The 16,449-nt window shown below is 36.0% G+C and carries 13 protein-coding genes; 7 read left to right on the top strand and 6 right to left on the bottom strand.

The features are described 5' to 3' along the window. Window positions 1-148: 148 nt before the first annotated feature. Window positions 149-2,077: an LTA synthase family protein gene (locus AC0NBN_RS01080; protein ID WP_160812350.1), complete on the bottom strand. Its 1,929-nt coding sequence runs from the start codon at window positions 2,075-2,077 to the stop codon at window positions 149-151. 157 nt (window positions 2,078-2,234) lie between these two features. Here AC0NBN_RS01080 and AC0NBN_RS01075 point away from each other — a divergent pair, with 157 nt between their 5' ends. From AC0NBN_RS01075 to AC0NBN_RS01055, 5 genes are all read left to right on the top strand, one after another. Continuing rightward, a complete protein-coding gene (locus AC0NBN_RS01075) occupies window positions 2,235-2,963 on the top strand; it encodes a CDP-alcohol phosphatidyltransferase family protein (protein ID WP_160812351.1) in 729 nt (242 codons plus the stop codon). A gap of 78 nt (window positions 2,964-3,041) precedes the next feature. Next, window positions 3,042-3,806 carry a 3'-5' exonuclease gene (locus AC0NBN_RS01070; protein WP_143884717.1) on the top strand — a complete coding sequence of 255 codons (765 nt, stop codon included), beginning with the start codon at window positions 3,042-3,044 and terminating at the stop codon, window positions 3,804-3,806. 48 nt (window positions 3,807-3,854) lie between these two features. After that, entirely contained in the window at window positions 3,855-4,256 is a 402-nt protein-coding gene (locus tag AC0NBN_RS01065; protein WP_143884718.1) for a putative signal transducing protein, read from the top strand. Between the two features lie 299 nt (window positions 4,257-4,555). Next, complete coding sequence (locus AC0NBN_RS01060) at window positions 4,556-5,161, top strand: fumarylacetoacetate hydrolase family protein (protein ID WP_160812352.1); 606 nt, start codon at window positions 4,556-4,558, stop codon at window positions 5,159-5,161. Between the two features lie 68 nt (window positions 5,162-5,229). After that, a complete protein-coding gene (locus AC0NBN_RS01055; protein WP_143884720.1) occupies window positions 5,230-5,667 on the top strand; it encodes a universal stress protein in 438 nt (145 codons plus the stop codon). An 81-nt stretch (window positions 5,668-5,748) separates the two neighbouring features. Here the strand turns inward: AC0NBN_RS01055 and AC0NBN_RS01050 are convergent, their stop codons facing one another. Then, window positions 5,749-5,982: a DUF6341 family protein gene (locus tag AC0NBN_RS01050; RefSeq protein ID WP_143884721.1), complete on the bottom strand. Its 234-nt coding sequence runs from the start codon at window positions 5,980-5,982 to the stop codon at window positions 5,749-5,751. A gap of 42 nt (window positions 5,983-6,024) precedes the next feature. On the opposite strand from AC0NBN_RS01050, the gene AC0NBN_RS01045 reads away from it, so the two are divergent. Both AC0NBN_RS01045 and AC0NBN_RS01040 read left to right on the top strand, forming a co-directional pair. After that, a complete protein-coding gene (locus tag AC0NBN_RS01045; RefSeq protein WP_160812353.1) occupies window positions 6,025-6,933 on the top strand; it encodes a DUF6427 family protein in 909 nt (302 codons plus the stop codon). A gap of 10 nt (window positions 6,934-6,943) precedes the next feature. Next, window positions 6,944-7,528, top strand: coding sequence for a DUF3109 family protein (locus AC0NBN_RS01040; RefSeq protein WP_143884723.1), 585 nt, complete (start codon window positions 6,944-6,946; stop codon window positions 7,526-7,528). Window positions 7,529-7,620: 92 nt separating this feature from the next. Here AC0NBN_RS01040 and AC0NBN_RS01035 read toward each other — a convergent pair whose 3' ends face one another. From AC0NBN_RS01035 to ruvA, 4 genes are all read right to left on the bottom strand, one after another. Next, window positions 7,621-8,271, bottom strand: a complete 651-nt coding sequence (locus AC0NBN_RS01035) for a YiiX/YebB-like N1pC/P60 family cysteine hydrolase (protein WP_474466542.1) — start codon at window positions 8,269-8,271, stop codon at window positions 7,621-7,623. Beyond that, window positions 8,249-8,704, bottom strand: a complete 456-nt coding sequence (locus tag AC0NBN_RS01030) for a DUF1801 domain-containing protein (RefSeq protein WP_160812355.1) — start codon at window positions 8,702-8,704, stop codon at window positions 8,249-8,251. Before AC0NBN_RS01030 ends, AC0NBN_RS01035 begins: the two co-directional genes overlap by 23 nt. 104 nt (window positions 8,705-8,808) lie before the next feature. After that, window positions 8,809-15,852: a T9SS outer membrane translocon Sov/SprA gene (gene sov / locus AC0NBN_RS01025; RefSeq protein ID WP_160812356.1), complete on the bottom strand. Its 7,044-nt coding sequence runs from the start codon at window positions 15,850-15,852 to the stop codon at window positions 8,809-8,811. Between the two features lie 7 nt (window positions 15,853-15,859). After that, window positions 15,860-16,444 (bottom strand): Holliday junction branch migration protein RuvA, encoded by a 585-nt coding sequence (gene ruvA / locus AC0NBN_RS01020; RefSeq protein WP_160812357.1) that lies wholly within the window; start codon window positions 16,442-16,444, stop codon window positions 15,860-15,862. Between the last annotated feature and the right edge of the window lie 5 nt (window positions 16,445-16,449).

Here is a 16,449-nt window from a genome sequence, read left to right as displayed (position 1 = left end):
ATTTTAATTATAGATTAATAAATGATTGATTAGTTAAAAATAGAAATAATTTTTAAAGAGACAAACAATTTTGCTATTCTTTACATAAATAACAATAGATATACCGCTTTTTCAATAAAAAAAAATCTATTGATGCTCTATTTTGTAATCAATTTAATTTTCTGTTAATCACACGGCTCATATAATCCTGATACCACGCTTTAGCCACTTGTTTACCCTTTTCAGTTTCAGGAGTTTTTATCTGATCTGCTAAATTCTTTTCAAAGCCTAAATCAGTTTTATGATAAATCCCGGTGATTTCTTTTCCATCAAAACGATAGATATAATTACCATAAATAAACTGTTCAGAACTCCCGTCTGAATTTACAATAATAGGAACGTACTTATTTTCGCTTACAAGGCTTCTTCCCCAGCTTCTGATTTTCTTATTATATCCAATCAGATCTGCCAAAGTAGGATAAATATCAATCTGCTGTGCTAATTCTTCATTAATACCTTTCAGCTGATATTCAGGATCAGGAGAATAAAACATCAGCGGAACAGCAAAACGGTTCATCGCTTTTTCATATTCCGGATAAAAAACCTGATTGGTATGATCTCCTGTAAAAACAAAAATGGTGTTTTTGAACCACGGCTGTTTCTTAGCGGTTTCAAAATACTGTCTGATGGCATAATCCGTATATTGCATTGGCTCATGCATTTGAATGTTTCCTTTTTTAAATTTACCGTTGTACTTTTCAGGAATTTTAAAAGGATGATGTGATGAAGCTGTAAAAACGGTAGCCATAAATGGCTGCTTTTTCCCTACATTTTTGGCAAAATACTGCAGAAATGGTTCGTCCCAGATTGCCCACATTCCGTCAAAATCCTGATCACCATGATACTCGTCTTTTCCGAAATAATGCTTGAAGCCCAGAATATTTCCAAAACCCATAAAACCCATTGAACCATTGGGTGCGCCGTGATAAAAAGAAGTATCATATCCCAGATCGTTACATACCGATACAATCGACTGAATTTTCTGATTGGAATAAGGTGAACTTGTAAAAGCATCTGTTAAACTCGGAATTCCTGCTAAAATACTGCTCATCCCGTGTATCGACTGCCTTCCATTGGCAAAAGTATTGGGGAAAATAAGGCTTTCATTCGCTAAGCTGTCAATAAAAGGAGTGTAAGAAACATACTCTTTTATGTTTTTATCCCTGTTAAATGCTCCCGAATATTCTCTTCCAAAAGATTCAACAATGAAAATAACAATATTAGGTTTGTCCTGAACTTCTCTATTATAAGTTTTGTAGGGATTGATATTTTCATCAATAAATTGCTGATCAACAAAATACACTTCTTTAAAATTGTTACTTCCCAATGTTCTGAAAAACGAAAAAGTAGAATTAAGAACAATGTTTCCCTGCAAAGGATTTTTCACAAACTTATTGGCATCCACAAGGTTGATTGGTCTTGTGCTGTGTTTGAAATCTCCTCTGATTCCGCCAACAATCAGAACCGCAGAAATACACAAAGTCACCACAGACCAAACAAAGTAAGGAACAAGCTTCACAGGTTTCTGCTCGCTTATTTTGAACTTTTTGTAAAGGAAAATCCATAAAAACATCAAAATAACAAACCAAATGATCACAAAAGGATGTTCTGCGACTGAAACAGTAAAAACTTTAAGGATATTAGTCTCGTTTTTTGCCACCTGAAAAGCCGCCGATGTCAATCTTGCCTGAGAAAATTTATAATACACAAAATCGCCGAAATTCATGGCATAAGCGATTCCGTTGGTAATAAAATACAGCCAGATAAGCAATTTCTGATACCCTCTTTCAGTATTAATAATTACAGGAATTAGGCTTAGAAAAATAAATAATGAATTGACGTACAAAATTGCAGTCAGATCAAATGCAATCCCGTGAAAAGCCAGACTCAGATAATCTGAAACACTTTCTACTTTGATTAAATTTTTATTGAAAAACCAAAACAAAATTCTTGCTGCCTGATAAAAGACAAATGCCAGAAAAATCCTGTAACATAGGATCAGGATTTCCTCTTTTCTGAATTCTTTAAAAAATTTCATTAAATACATCGTTATTTTTAAAGACGAAAACATCAGAAACTTAATTTTAGCTGATGAATGATTTTCGCTGTGCAAATTTAAGTTAAATTCATCGCAAGTTAATTTTTACTTCACATTAATTAAGGTTAAAGTTTTTAAAAACTGTAATTTTGTTCCCATGAATTTTATTAAAAATAATCTGGCAAATGCACTCACGCTGGGAAATCTTTTTTCAGGCTGTGTTGGTGCTGTACATTTGATGACAGGTGATTATCAGACAACCGCTGTCTGCATTGTTTTATCTCTGGTTTTGGATTTTTTTGACGGATTTGTAGCCCGGGCTTTAAAAGCCAATTCCAATTTGGGAACCCAGCTTGATTCTTTGGCAGATATGGTAAGTTTCGGATTGATTCCCGGATTGGCGATGTTTAAAATGCTTGAACCGTTCGGAAATGAAGTTTTCGGAACCTCGCTTCCTTTTGACATTAAATATTTCGGATTTTTTATCACATTATTTTCCTGTTTAAGGCTCGCTATTTTTAATCTGGATGAAGATCAGAAGTATTATTTTAAAGGTCTGAATACACCTTCAAATACGATTTTGATTTTTGGAATTTACATTTTAACAACTCCATATTTCCCATTTACCAACTATGCCTTTGATAAAAATTCAGCTTCAGTTTTAATTCTAACAGCAATAACAGCTATAAGTTCTTGGCTCTTGGTCAGTCCAATAAAAATGATTGCCATGAAATTCAAATCAATGAAACTGCAGGATAATTATCCCAAACTGGCTTTGTTAATCGGAGCAATTCTAATTTTATTTATATTTAAATTTGTTGGGATTCCGTTAGTAATTGTCTATTATATCGTAATTTCTTTAATATTCCAGAAACAACTTAAATAATTATCAATTTTGAGTCTGATAAATTAATCACTTCTAAAACTCATCATTCATAACTCATCATTTATAACTTACAAACAAATGAACTTAAAACTACATAAACCTCTTTGCATTTTTGATCTTGAAACCACAGGAACCAACATCGGAAAAGACCGAATTGTTGAAATATGCATCTTAAAAGTGAATCCTGATTCTTCCAGAGAAAGCAAAACGTGGAAGGTAAATCCGGGAGTTCCCATCCCAAAAGAATGCAGCGAAATTCACGGAATTTATGATGAAGATGTAAAAGATGCACCAACTTTCAAGGAAATTGCTCCCAAAATAGTTGAAATGATTTCAGGCGCAGATTTGGCAGGGTTCAATTCTAACCGTTTTGATGTTCCTTTATTGGCTGAAGAATTGCTTCGCGCAGATTTTGATTTTGACCTAAACAAATTCAAACTGGTTGATGCACAAACGATTTTCCATAAAAAAGAACCAAGAAATCTGAGTGCGGCATACCAGTTTTATTGCGGAAAAACATTAGAAAATGCACACTCTGCCGAAGCGGATGTATTGGCAACTTTTGAAGTATTAGACGCACAGGTCGGAAAATATGACGACCTTTCTAATGAAGTTGCTGAACTGAGCGAATTTTCGACTCAGAATAAATTTGCCGATTTAGCGGGAATGATACATTATAACGCAAAAAATCAGGAAATTTTTGCTTTCGGAAAATACAAAGGACAGGTGGTGAAAGAAGTTTTCCAAAAAGATCTCGGATATTTCGGATGGTTGCAAAATGCTGACTTCCCTTTATACACCAAAAAAGTTTTCACTAAAATACAACTTTCCAATAAATTTTAGATGATTCTTCTGCAAATCGAAGATCTGCAATAAAGTAAAAATTTCAACATGAATAATTTAGTTAAGTTTAAATTCTACGAAACTGCGCTGCAAGCCAACCGTGATAAGCAGATTCTGGCTGAAAACGGCATCAACAGTTTTATTGCCAACGAACAGCTTATTCAGTCGGATTGGCTGCTTTCCCAGGCTGTTGGCGGAATTCAGCTGCAGGTTTTTGAAAATGATTTTGACGAAGCTGAAAAGATTCTGAGTGAATATAAAGAAAACGAAAACTTTGCTCTTGAAGTAGAACATACCATTGAGAATCCCGATTTTGATTTTGTCTGTCCGGAATGCGGCTCCAATCACCTTTACAAAGACGACAGCTCAACCAGTTTTTTTGGAATTTCTATTTTATCAAGCGAAAATTACGTGTGCTATTATTGCGGAAATAAGTTTAAGATTGGATGATAAAATTCCCCTCCTTTGGAGGGGTGGCAAAATTTCTCTGAAATTTTTGACGGGGTGGTTAGAAAGTGAATTGCTATAATTTTTTTTCCCATTTAAATATTGAAATGTACAATTTAAAATTATGCACTCCTCTCTTCATAGCCCCGATTGCAGCGGCATCCTTTTGTGGAGCAAAGCGGAACAAAAGATATAGCGGAAAGCGGGAAACAGCTCCCGAAAAAAACACTTGATTTGGATAATAACTCTCATAAGATAATATAATTTTACATACTGTATTTAAAACAAAATAAAATCTGCATATGAAAATAATCTGTATAGGAAGAAATTACAGCGAACACGCAAAAGAACTGGGAAATGCCATTCCTGACAAACCGGTAATTTTTATGAAGCCTGATACAGCGGTTTTAAAAGGAAATGATTTTTATATCCCGGAATTTTCAAACGATGTACATTACGAACTGGAAGTAGTCGTAAAAATATCAAAAGGAGGAAAATACATCCAAAAAGAAACTGCTCACAAGCATTATGAAGAAATTGGTCTGGGTATAGATTTTACAGCGAGAGATTTGCAGAGCGACTTAAAATCTAAAGGGCTTCCGTGGGAACTGGCGAAAGGCTTTGATGGTTCTGCAGTGGTAGGAAATTTCTTTAAAAAAGATAATTATGATCTACAGAATCTCAATTTTTCTCTTTTGAAAAACAAAGAAAAAGCGCAGAACGGTAATACCAAAAACATGATGTTTGCGATTGATGACATCATTGCCTTTGTTTCGCAGTATTTTACTCTCAGGGTAGGTGATCTTATTTTCACGGGAACTCCTGAAGGTGTAGGAAAAGTCTCTGAAAATGATATTCTTGAAGCCTATCTGGAAGATGAAAAAACTTTGGATATAAGAATTTTATAACCTGTAAAATTTCTTTTTTGGCCGTTTTTTTGTTATCTTTAAAGGAACAAAATTACAAATCAAAGATTATGATAAATATTGTATTACCTGTAGATTTTGGTGACAAAACCGATCAGCTTATTGACGGAGCTGTAAAATTTGCTAAAGAAGTAAATGGTAAAATCTGCCTTATTCATGTAGCTCCTACCGATATCGGCTTTGCAATTGGCGACATGGGATATCAGTATTTTCCGGAAATTGAGGAAAATGAAATCCGTGAAGAACTGGTGCTTCTTAATAAATTAAACCAAAGAATTCTGGCTCAGAATGTTGATTGTGAGCATATTCTGAAACAAGGTATTGCAAAAGATATTATTCTGGAATATGCTGAAATGAAAAACGCACATTATATTGTGATGGGATCTCACGGCAGAAGCGGAATTTACGATGTTTTTGTAGGAAGTCTTACCAAAGGTTTGACCAAGAGTTCAAAAATACCGGTGTTGGTGCTTCCTATCCACGACTGAAACTGAAGAGAATAATAAAAGCCGCATAAAAAAGACCGATCAAAGAAATATTGACCGGTCTTTTTCTATATAACCAATTAATTAACCTTCGTTTTTAAAGATCTTAGGATCGTAATAAGGATGCTTTCCTTCTGTTGGAGAATAATATTCTTTGTCTTTGTCGCCTCCAAGCGTTACCACAAGCACATAACACCAGTATGTAAAAAGCACACAGCATACGATGAATAAAATCCAGTTTAGTACATTTCCAAAAGTATCGAAAAAACCGAAAGACCATTTGAAAACTCTGCTTAAGAATAGAAAGAAAGACGTCATTATTTTCCTTTTTTAATTTAACTTTGCACAAATTTATAAAAAATGTTTAGATTACTTTCAAAAGAAAGCAATATTTTTTCAATTCCTGTTTATATTGGGTTTCTTCTTTTAATCGTAATACTATTTAACATATTGAATTTCAATACTTCCGAAGCTGTTATTGCCGGAATTACTTTTATTGGAATTGCTTTGGGATATTTCTGTTTCAATGCTATAAAACTGAATTACCAGACACATCTTCCTCTTTTCCTGTACACATTTTTCGTTTTCGGACTTTATGATGGCAGTCTGGATCTGGGAATTGCCGTTGCGCTGCTTACCAATTCTTTTATTTTGCTTCTTCTAACCAGTACAGACGAAGATATAAGAAAAAAATCATACGTTTTGGTAGGATCTATTGTTGCGCTCAATTTTGTTTTTCTTCCTACAACCTGGCCAATGATGTTTTTTGTACTCATTCACCTCATCGTAACCTCTGAAAGAGTGGGATTAAATATTTTCAGATTTTTACTCGGAATCATCCTGATTGCGCTGAGCTATTTTTCGGTGATGTTTTTTCTTCATTTTAATGAATGGAATAACGCTTATATACCATTTGGAAAAATGAAAATGGTAACACACTATACAGAATTATTTCCTCTGATCCCTATTCTGCTGATGCTGATTTTCTCCGTATATGACCACTTTAAACATTATAACAGCAAAAGCCCCGTAAGCAGATACAAATACACATTTCTTCTGGTGTTTTCGCTCGCACAGCTTATCAGCATTATTTTATATATGGACAAGAGCTATGAGTACCTCCTGCTTCTTGCTTTTCCGGCAACGATTATCCTAAGCAGAATGATGAGATTTCTGCCAAAATACTGGATGCAGGAAGGCTGTCTGTGGCTTACCATTGTTTGCTTAATTGCCTTTAAGGCTGTAAATCATTTTAACAACTTATTTTAAATTTAAAATTATGATTCAAATAGACGATAAATTAATTTCTGAAGATATTTTTGCTGAAGAATTTGTGTGTAATCTTACCAAATGCAAAGGAGCCTGCTGTGTAGAAGGTGATGTTGGAGCCCCTTTGGATAAAGATGAGCTGATAATTCTTGATAACATTTATGACAAAATAAAACCATATCTGACAGAAGCCGGAATTCAGGCTCTGGACGAACAGGGAACATGGACAACAGATCCTTCGGACGGAATGTACGTAACTCCGATGATTGAGGGAGCTGAATGCGCTTATGTAACCTTTGATAAAAACGGAATTACCAAATGCGGAATAGAAAAAGCTTACGAAGACGGTGCTGTTGACTGGCAAAAGCCGATCTCCTGTCATCTTTATCCGATAAGAGTTACCGAATACTCTACCTTCACCGCTTTGAATTACCATGAATGGCCGATTTGCAGCGATGCCTGCACTTTAGGAAAAGAGCTTCAGGTTCCGGTATATAAGTTTCTTAAAAATCCGATTACCCGAAAGTACGGAGAAGATTTTTACAATACACTGAGCGATGTTGCTGAAGAATGGAAAAAGGAATATGGAGGATGATCAGAAACATTTTGAAGATTTAGAGAAATCCTCAAAATCAAAATAGAAAATTTTAAAAAGGCTGTTTTCAATTGTGATACAGCCTTTTTAAATTAAAGTTCTTTTATTCTTTCAATTTTATCTGAAGCTGCCAATCCGTTGGGATTGCATCCCGGCTCTCCTTCAGGTACTTTCAGGTTTTTCTCGGTATAAAATTTTTCCCAAAACAAATTGGTTTCACCTGTTTTAGGATCAATAAAAGTCATAGGTTCGAGCTTGAAAACATGATCTTTCCTGAATGATCTTTCCACAAAGTCTGAGCAGTAAAAGGAATTTTCATCTAAAATATAATTGAAGTTGTAAGGTTTTCCCAACATAGAATTGGCAGCCTCAATAGCATCAGGAATACTTCTTTGAAATTGCGGCTTTAATCGGTAAAGAATCACTTTCTGTCCGTCATTTTTCTGATCAGCTAAAAACGCTGTCAGTTTTTGCTTTTGCGAACCTCCTTTCGGTGCTGCATGAAGAACAAAAATATCACCTTTGTCTTTTTGTATAATTCCGATGTGATCGAAAGAAGCATTTTCGGATTTTTGCGTAACATTGTTGATTGCACCCGAAAGTCCGCTGTCTTTTGCTGTTACGAAAAGAAGGTCGCCATTTTTTAATCCTGATTTTACCGAATTTTTGCATCCGGCAAAAAGAATCAATAAACAGAAAAGAAAAAAAATGCTAAATATTTTATTTTTTATAATTGGCTTCATACAAACTGATCCATTCATCAACAGTCATTTTTTTACTTAATTCGGAGATTAGTTCAAAAGGAATTTCATCCATTTTTTTGAACCGTATGCAGGATTTGCCCATATCTAATTTTCTTTTAGAGTGTTTTGGAAACTCTTCCGTAAACCAGTTTAAAAGTTCTGGTTTTGCATACATTCCCATGTGATAAACTGCAATAAAATTCTTTTGTGAAGCTACCGAAATAAAAGGAAGCGGGGACCCGGGAGTGCAATGATAACCTGCAGGATATTTTTCTAAAGGAACGCCCCATCCGATCATGCCATAACTGATATTTTCTTCAAAACCTTCCGGTAAATGATTTTTGATTGTATCGAAAAGCTTTTTAAAAACTTCCTGTCTTTCTTCAGGCAGCTTCGATACATAATCTTCTATAGATGTAGATGAAATTTGCATTGCTGTTTTTTTTCCAAAATAACGAAAATTCGTTTAGATATTATTCTTTGTCAAGTTTAAATATAAAAAATTCCTTTCTTATAAGGAAAGGAATTTTGAAGTTGTTAGAAGCCTCCTGAATCACCGAACGTAAATGTTGCGGAAATTCCGGCGCGTATCGTGGAAAGCGGAAACGCTGTTGATATTTTGTATCTTGAGGTCATCTGTTCATAGAAAAGTCTTAAATTCAGGTTTTCAGAAACATTATAATCTGCTGAAAGCTTAATATTCATCAGTCTCTGCCCTCCTGTAACCTGAGAATCATTCAACAGAATATTCATAATACTTGTTCGGCTGTCTCTTAACGAAATATCACCACGGATGTTGAGGTCAGACCCTTTCGCTCTTGCACCTCGCTGATTATTGGTGCCCAATCTGAAATTTCTCACAATATATCCAAGTCTTACAACATATTCTGTGTTGGAATCTTCAGTAAGTGTCTGATTGACCAAACCAAGGATCAATGATCTTATTTTGTTATACTGCACCCCAAACTGCATATTGTTTCTCATGGTAACATCTACGCCGATAAGCGGTGAAAATGCTTCAGTATAACCTACCTGTGCAAAGGTATAAGGGTTGATGAAATTATTGTTTACATCTCGCTGAGAACTGTTGACATCATTAATGCTGTTGAAATAATCAATATTTGACTGAATACCAGTTGCAGTATACGTTGCACTGTAGCTGTGAAGAATATCAAACTTACTAAACTGTCCGTTGATGATTGGAATATTTCTTAATCCCGAATAAATAATTCTCCAGTTCGGAATCGGAAGCCCTGCTTTTTTAGGATTTCCTATTCTTTCGGGACTCTTGCCTTCTACTGCAGCACGGAAAGCCGGAATCAAGACATAAGCATTGGAAATATCGTGTCCGTCTGTAAATCCGTTCTGATTAAGATTTCCTCCCAGCTGCTGCGAAATAATCTGAGCATTGGCTCTTAATGCCTGATAAAGATAAGTGCTTTCTTTAAAGGACGAATTTAAAAGAACTACCGTATTGGAATATGCCACCATATCACTTGCGAAAGTGAGATTAGGATTAGGATTGCCAAAATCATCTCTGTAGTTGAATCCTGTATGCGAGAAATTCCTATTGTAGGTACTCAGTACATTAAAGTCTATTCTAAAATCATTGATTGGGGATACCTGTAAATCTGCCCGAAGTTCACGGGTGGATAATTTTACGTAAGGATCAATCATAAAAGGAGAATCGCTTACCCAGCCTCTTTCCATTACCAGTCTTCTGATGTCTGCCTGCGAACCAAAAAGAAAACCAATAGACGGACCACCTAAAGTCTGACCATACCCGTATCCGTTTGGAGCAGAAAGCAATCCCGGAATTACACTTCCGTTATTTTCGTTATAATTCACATTCAGCTGCTTCATGGAAGTTAGAAGATAAGCAGCGCTTTGAAAGAGGGAGAGTTTATTTTTGAACTTATACTTTTTATAAGCATATCTGTTTTTCTCCCACGCCTGCGTATAAGCATTATTCAAAGAATCCTGTTCCTGCTTTCTTTTTTGCAGTGTTGTTGATATTTTTTTGAAATAACTAAACTGACCAAAAAACTTCGGAATATCTGCAGAAGCATTTGCCGAAATAATATTGGTATTCTGACCTATTGACCCCAAACTGCCTTCCGGGCTCGTAAGAAGTGCAGTAGATCTGGCGTTCCAGTTATACGTGAATCCGTATCCTATCTCAGCGTCAATAAAATCTAAATAAGGAAGATGTTGGAATGGTAATCTGTAATTAAGCTGAACATTATGTTTGTATAAAACTGGTCTCCCTGCTCTGAAAATATTGCCAAATATGGATGAATTATCCATTGTATTAACGTCTATATGATCATTAAGCGTTCTTGTAGCAGAGTTGATTTCCATTTTTAAGGATTTAGTAAAATTAAATCCTAATCCATACTGCCATCCGAAGAAGAAATTTCTGTTTTTTAATGCTGCAAAATCATCATTAAGGTTTCCACTGAGAATAGCATCAATATTTCTGAACTCAAGTTCATTATAATTTCTGTCTAATTCTGTACGGAAAGATAATCTTGTAGGAATTGGATTGAAATTGAACTCCTTAATCCATCTCAGATATTTGGTAGATTTTGCCGTATCACTGATCATTTTGTTGAATGGCTTCACTACCCACGGTTTGAAGGTGTAGTTATAATCCAGATAACCTCTCAGATACTGTCGGTAGTTTTTCTTCGTATAAATATCACGATAATGGTCATCGTTATAAACAGTTGTTAAAGAAAGGTTTTCAACGTCATAAAATTTCGGCTTACTGTCTGGCTTTACCCTTTCTTTATGCATATTAACGACCCCGATGCTTCTTTGCTGAGTATATGTTCTTGCAACTTTTTTCAGCTCTTCCCTGTTAGCAGCTTTGCTGAATTCCACATCGGTATCCAAAGGATTATACTTAGGATCTTCAATAGTTTGTGAATAAGAATAGTTAACCGGAATTTTCATTCCTGTTTTTTCGGGTAAGAATTTATCTACATTTACTGCTGTATTGATGCTAAACGCAGACTGTGTAGACTGATTTCGTTCGGCAGGCTTAGAATCAATATTACCAAATCCAACAGAGGTATAGGAAGCACTGGTGTTGACTGTTGCAAAATCTCCAAGATTAAAGTTTAAACTTGCATTTCCTGCATAACCGCCATCGTTTTCAATCTCAGAAAGGCGGATTTCGTTGACCCAAAGTACAACATTATTAGCTCTACCATCAGTACCACCACCTTTATTTCTAACTCCAATCATTATTGTAGTAATATTTCCTAAAGACGGTCTACCTTTTATGAAAATACGTTTATTATTGTCTCCAAAACTCATATCCTCTCTTCTTTGAATAATTCCTGTAGGAAAATCACGATCCCTTCTTATTTTGGCATCAACAAAATCTTGAATATCAAAATCAACGTCATTTTCTATAGGCCAAATCTCTAAAGGAGTCGTTGCAGTATTAGCAGTAAACTTTAGCGAAGATTCATATTCGTAATAATTATCTGTTGCATCGCTACCAAATCTTATGAAAAACTTTGTATTAGGGTCGTAATTTGATCTTTCGGGATTATCAATATTTTGTGCATGTACAAACAATTTAAGCTTTTTATATCTTCTCATATCCAAAGTGGTATTTTTAAACACTCCCTTTGCCTGATTTAATATATTTGTTGCTTTTAAATATAATGATGACTCATTTTGTCTTTGCACCCCTGCATTGCCGCTCAAAACCTGTCTGTCAATTCCTGGAGGAAGTACATAAGGTGGCTGGTTGAAGGCATTTTCTTCAATATTTACACTTCCCACTTCAAGTTCGGCAGTAGATGCACCGGCAATACCTTCTTGCTCGGATGTTACAGAGGGACTCGCAATTTGGTTAGTATACCTTCTCCAGTCAGATCTTATCAAATCCATTGTACCAAATCTCAACGTTGAAGTCTGGTCAAAACCAGTAAGTAACATTCTTGCAAAACGAACATTGTTAAGAATAGATGGACTTTTTTCTCCTTCTGCATCAGCTTCAGCATATTTAGATACAGGAATCCTGAATAAATACCATTTCACATCATCCGTAGCACCGTTTTGAAATGTTGCCTGAACAGTCTTAACATCAACAATATTATTTTGTCCCAGTACCAAATTCGCAGGATCCAACTTTACAACATACTCATTATAGCTTTCGCTTTGGTCGAGATTATAATCTTTATTAATATCTTCTGCATCCGGGGTCTGTGTTGCCACTTCCAAAGAATTGCTTCTTGAGTTTCCTTCCGGTCCTCTGAAATATTTGTATCGCTGAATTAACGAAGATGATTGATTACCTGTAAACTGATCTGACATGTAAAATACAAAATCATCCAATGCCGGATCAGAAAGATTGGTTACCGGATTTACAAATGTGTTTCCGAATCTTGCTGCTTCCTGTTCTGAGCTTAACCCGTCATAACCTAAATCCTGAGCGGTTCTGTCTGCTCCTTCTGTAGAAAATGCATACAAAATAGGCGGCTGCTTTGGCTGTACTCCCCAATTTGAAGAACTCGTGCTTGAAGGATTTCCTGCCGTTGGCAAACCATTTTCGTACTGCATTAATCCATCTTTCAAAACATCTTCCGAAACATTTCCTAAATGAAGCAATAATCTTGGATTCGCACCCAATGTATTACCGTCAGCATACGGATCCATCATCCAGAATTCTACGTATTCAATGTTGGAATTAATGAAATTGGAAACACTTATAGGTCTCATAATTCCCGCCCATCGCTGAGCTGTACTTTCTGTATTTGGATTGGCATTATAAGGTCCTTTTTCCTGCGGATAATAAGAAATATCAAACGTATTGGTAAAAGTCTGTTCACCAGCAACAAAATCTCTGTTGTTGAAAATCTCAGAAAACTGCACACGTCTTGAAGCGTGATTAGAAACCGACTGCGGAGTAATTCCCTGCGGTGGTCTTCCTCCTACTCCCCAAAATCTCGGATCTATATTATACCATGATAGCAAACCTCTTCCGTATCCGTTGGTAAGATTGTCATTGGCTCCTGCTCCAGCAAAAATAGGATTTGCCTGATTCTTTTCAGGTTTTGAAGCTAAACTCCATGCTGTAGGTTCTTTTAAAGAAATTTTTGATGTTGTTTGTTCAAAATCATCAATATAAGACTGATTGTTCGTTCCTTTATTCAATCCAGGAATAAGATAGGCACCTTCCATCTTGAAATTCAGGTTGGATGGAGCTTCAGTATTGATTCCGGGAATTTTATCGGTAAGCCTCGTCAGGAATGGCAGCTGATTGTTATACATCATATTGATTCCTGCCATTGTATTGTTTACAGCTTCCTGACCATAATTTACTTTTTGAGTAAGCGGAGATTCTGAGTAATTGACCACCGTTCCGCCAAAGATAAAGTTTTCACTTACCCTTCTTTCTAAATTTAATCCTAAAAATCTTTTTCTCTGAGTATTAAACGTCAGCTGATTTTCCAGTGAAATATTGATTGCCTGACCTGACTGTTTTACTGTTTCATTGATAATATTTACCGTTCCCAGCATATAATCTACAGTATAATCTATTCCTTCTGTAAGCTGCACGCCGTTTGCAGAAACTTTTACCGAACCTTGAGGAACATTTACCGCACCAAGCGAAATACCCTGTCCCTGTGCTCCTTTGTAACGACCTTCAATAGTATATCGCTGCGCAAGATTACTTTGGCTTGCCACCTGCTTCTGCTGATTATATAAATCGGCAAATACATATTGCGGATTATTGCCAACCAAACCTGCCATGTACGAACCGAAAGGCTGAACTTTGGTAAACATCACTCTTCCCTGTGACTGGCGAATCGTAATACCTTCTACAAAATCAAACACTCCATCTCCTAAAACTCCGTTATTGCTTTGCAAATCGCCATTGACGTTGAGACGATCCCAGTTTAGAAGTTTCAGTAAATTGGTTTCCTGAACCGGAGTATTTGGTAAATAATTAACCTTACCTCCTGTTTGAGGATCACGGTAAAAAACATTTAAAATAAATCCGTCACGGTCAACCTGTACAGCATCTAAAGAATAAAAGTTTTTCATCATCAAATCCCACATCGGAGATTCAACGTTGATTTTATTGTTAGGTCTCAATAATTTGGTAACCAAGACCGGACTTTCTTCTGAAAACTCACCTACTTTGTACACCTGATTGGTTCCGTTTACTGTAAATGAATAAGAAACTGCTAGAAGCTGGTTCTCATTAAGTCTTTGGTTAAGAGATATATATCCTAACTGCGGATGAAACGTAAACTCATTAGCATCAAGCCTTCTTGCTTTAGTATTGAAGACAAAATGCTCTCCGTTATCATAAGGTTGGGCACTTCCCGGAAAGGTCTGTCCCTGAAAATTCGGCAGATAATTTTTGCCCTGTTCTCTTGGAGTTCCAATAGCAGAATTTACCTGTTGATATAATCCGTTCTGCGAATTATCTGGTAAGCCGGATGCACCCTCTCCCAAATCTCTGATCCCTATGATACTTTTCTGATAGGCAAGATTAGAATTTCCCTGATCCAAAACCCACACTTCCATTCTGGAAATATTAATTCTTGAATTGATCTGCGGATAATTGAGTAAAGCATTATCATAATTATTCAGAAAATACTGTCCGATAAAAAAGTGCTGATTTTCTTCATAATCCAAAGCATTGATCTTGAAAGTACTCATTGTACCTCCTCCCTGTACTACAATATTTCTTGCTTCACCCTGTTGCTGGGAAAGTACTACTGTTCCGAAAGTTTTACCAAGCTGAAATTCGGATTTAATCCCGAACAAAGATTCCGAACCCCGGATTAAGCTGGTTGCAAGAGGCATATTGACGTTACCGAACTCAATTCTTTTAATAATTTTATCTTCTCCGCCCGCATTGGGTTTATTGACATCTCCCAAACCTTTTGTCTGAAGATCTTTCCATGTTCCTTTAGACTGCCAGACAAGATTCATCCGGTTTTCAAATGCAAAACCGCTCTGCGTATCATAATTGGCTTTTAACTGTAAGTTTTCTCCCACTTTCCCGAGTAAACCCAACTGAATTCTCTGGTCAATATCAAACGTAAAGCTTGTCCTGTTTTGAGGAAGAATCATTGGATTGTCAATCTTCTGATACAATCCTCCAAAATCAAACGAAGCATACCCCGAAGGAATAATTTCAATCTTATTGCTTCCGAAAATAGATTCAAAAAGTTTATTATTGATTGTAAGGGACGGAATTAAACCTTTTTTTGCCGCATCAGATTTGTCTTTTCTGAACATCAGATTATAGCGGTCAGATTTATCTTTATAAAATGCTCTGGATTGCTCTGCAAGCATAAATTCTTTGTATTCTTCCGGTGACATAGCAGTAGGCGGACCCGTTACCGTATTCCCAACCTTTGGATATACGTAATACATCCCGGTTTTGATGTCATAGTAACCTTCGTAATAAGTAGGATCTGTCACTTCGTAGTTTTTCCGGATAGAAAAACCCTGTTGGTTTGGTTCCTGTCCCAATAGATCTACAGAATAAAATAAAAGAGACAAGAATATATATATGCTGAGAAATTTATTATTTTTCACCAAGAATTTAAATATTTTTTAAAATTTGTTTCACCAATTCTTCCACAGAAATTTCCGGATCTTGCTTTAAAATACGATCTGCAATTTTCTCACTGGCTCTTTTAGGAATACCTAAAACTTCTAAAGCAGATAACGACTCATCCTTGATTTTATTATTTGCCACCGAAGAAATATTATCCTCTGCATTGCTGAATTTCTGCACTTTATCTTTCAGATCAACAATGATTCTCTCTGCTGTTTTTGCACCTATTCCTTTGGCTTTCTGAATCACTGCGCTGTTTCCGGAAAGGATTGCCGTCGCAATTTCGTGAAGACTTAAAGTTGAAAGCAATATTAAAGCTGACACCGCTCCTACTCCGTTTACGCTGATCAAAAGATTGAACATTTCTTTTTCAGCTCGTGAATGAAAACCGAAAAGCAAGTGCGCATCTTCACGGATGATTTGCTGGATAAAAAGGAAGGTTTCTTTATGTAAAGTCAGTTTTTGTGAAGTCATCAGGCTGATTCCTGCATAGTAGCCAACCCCATTTACGTTGATTACTGCATAGGTAGGAGTAAGCTCCTGTACGATGCCCTGTAAAGAAAATATCATTATCT

The sequence above is a fragment of the Chryseobacterium sp. L12 genome, assembly GCF_056133985.1.
The sequence above is the reverse complement of the archived record's forward strand: the minus strand, read 5'-3'. Positions and strand labels throughout refer to the sequence as shown.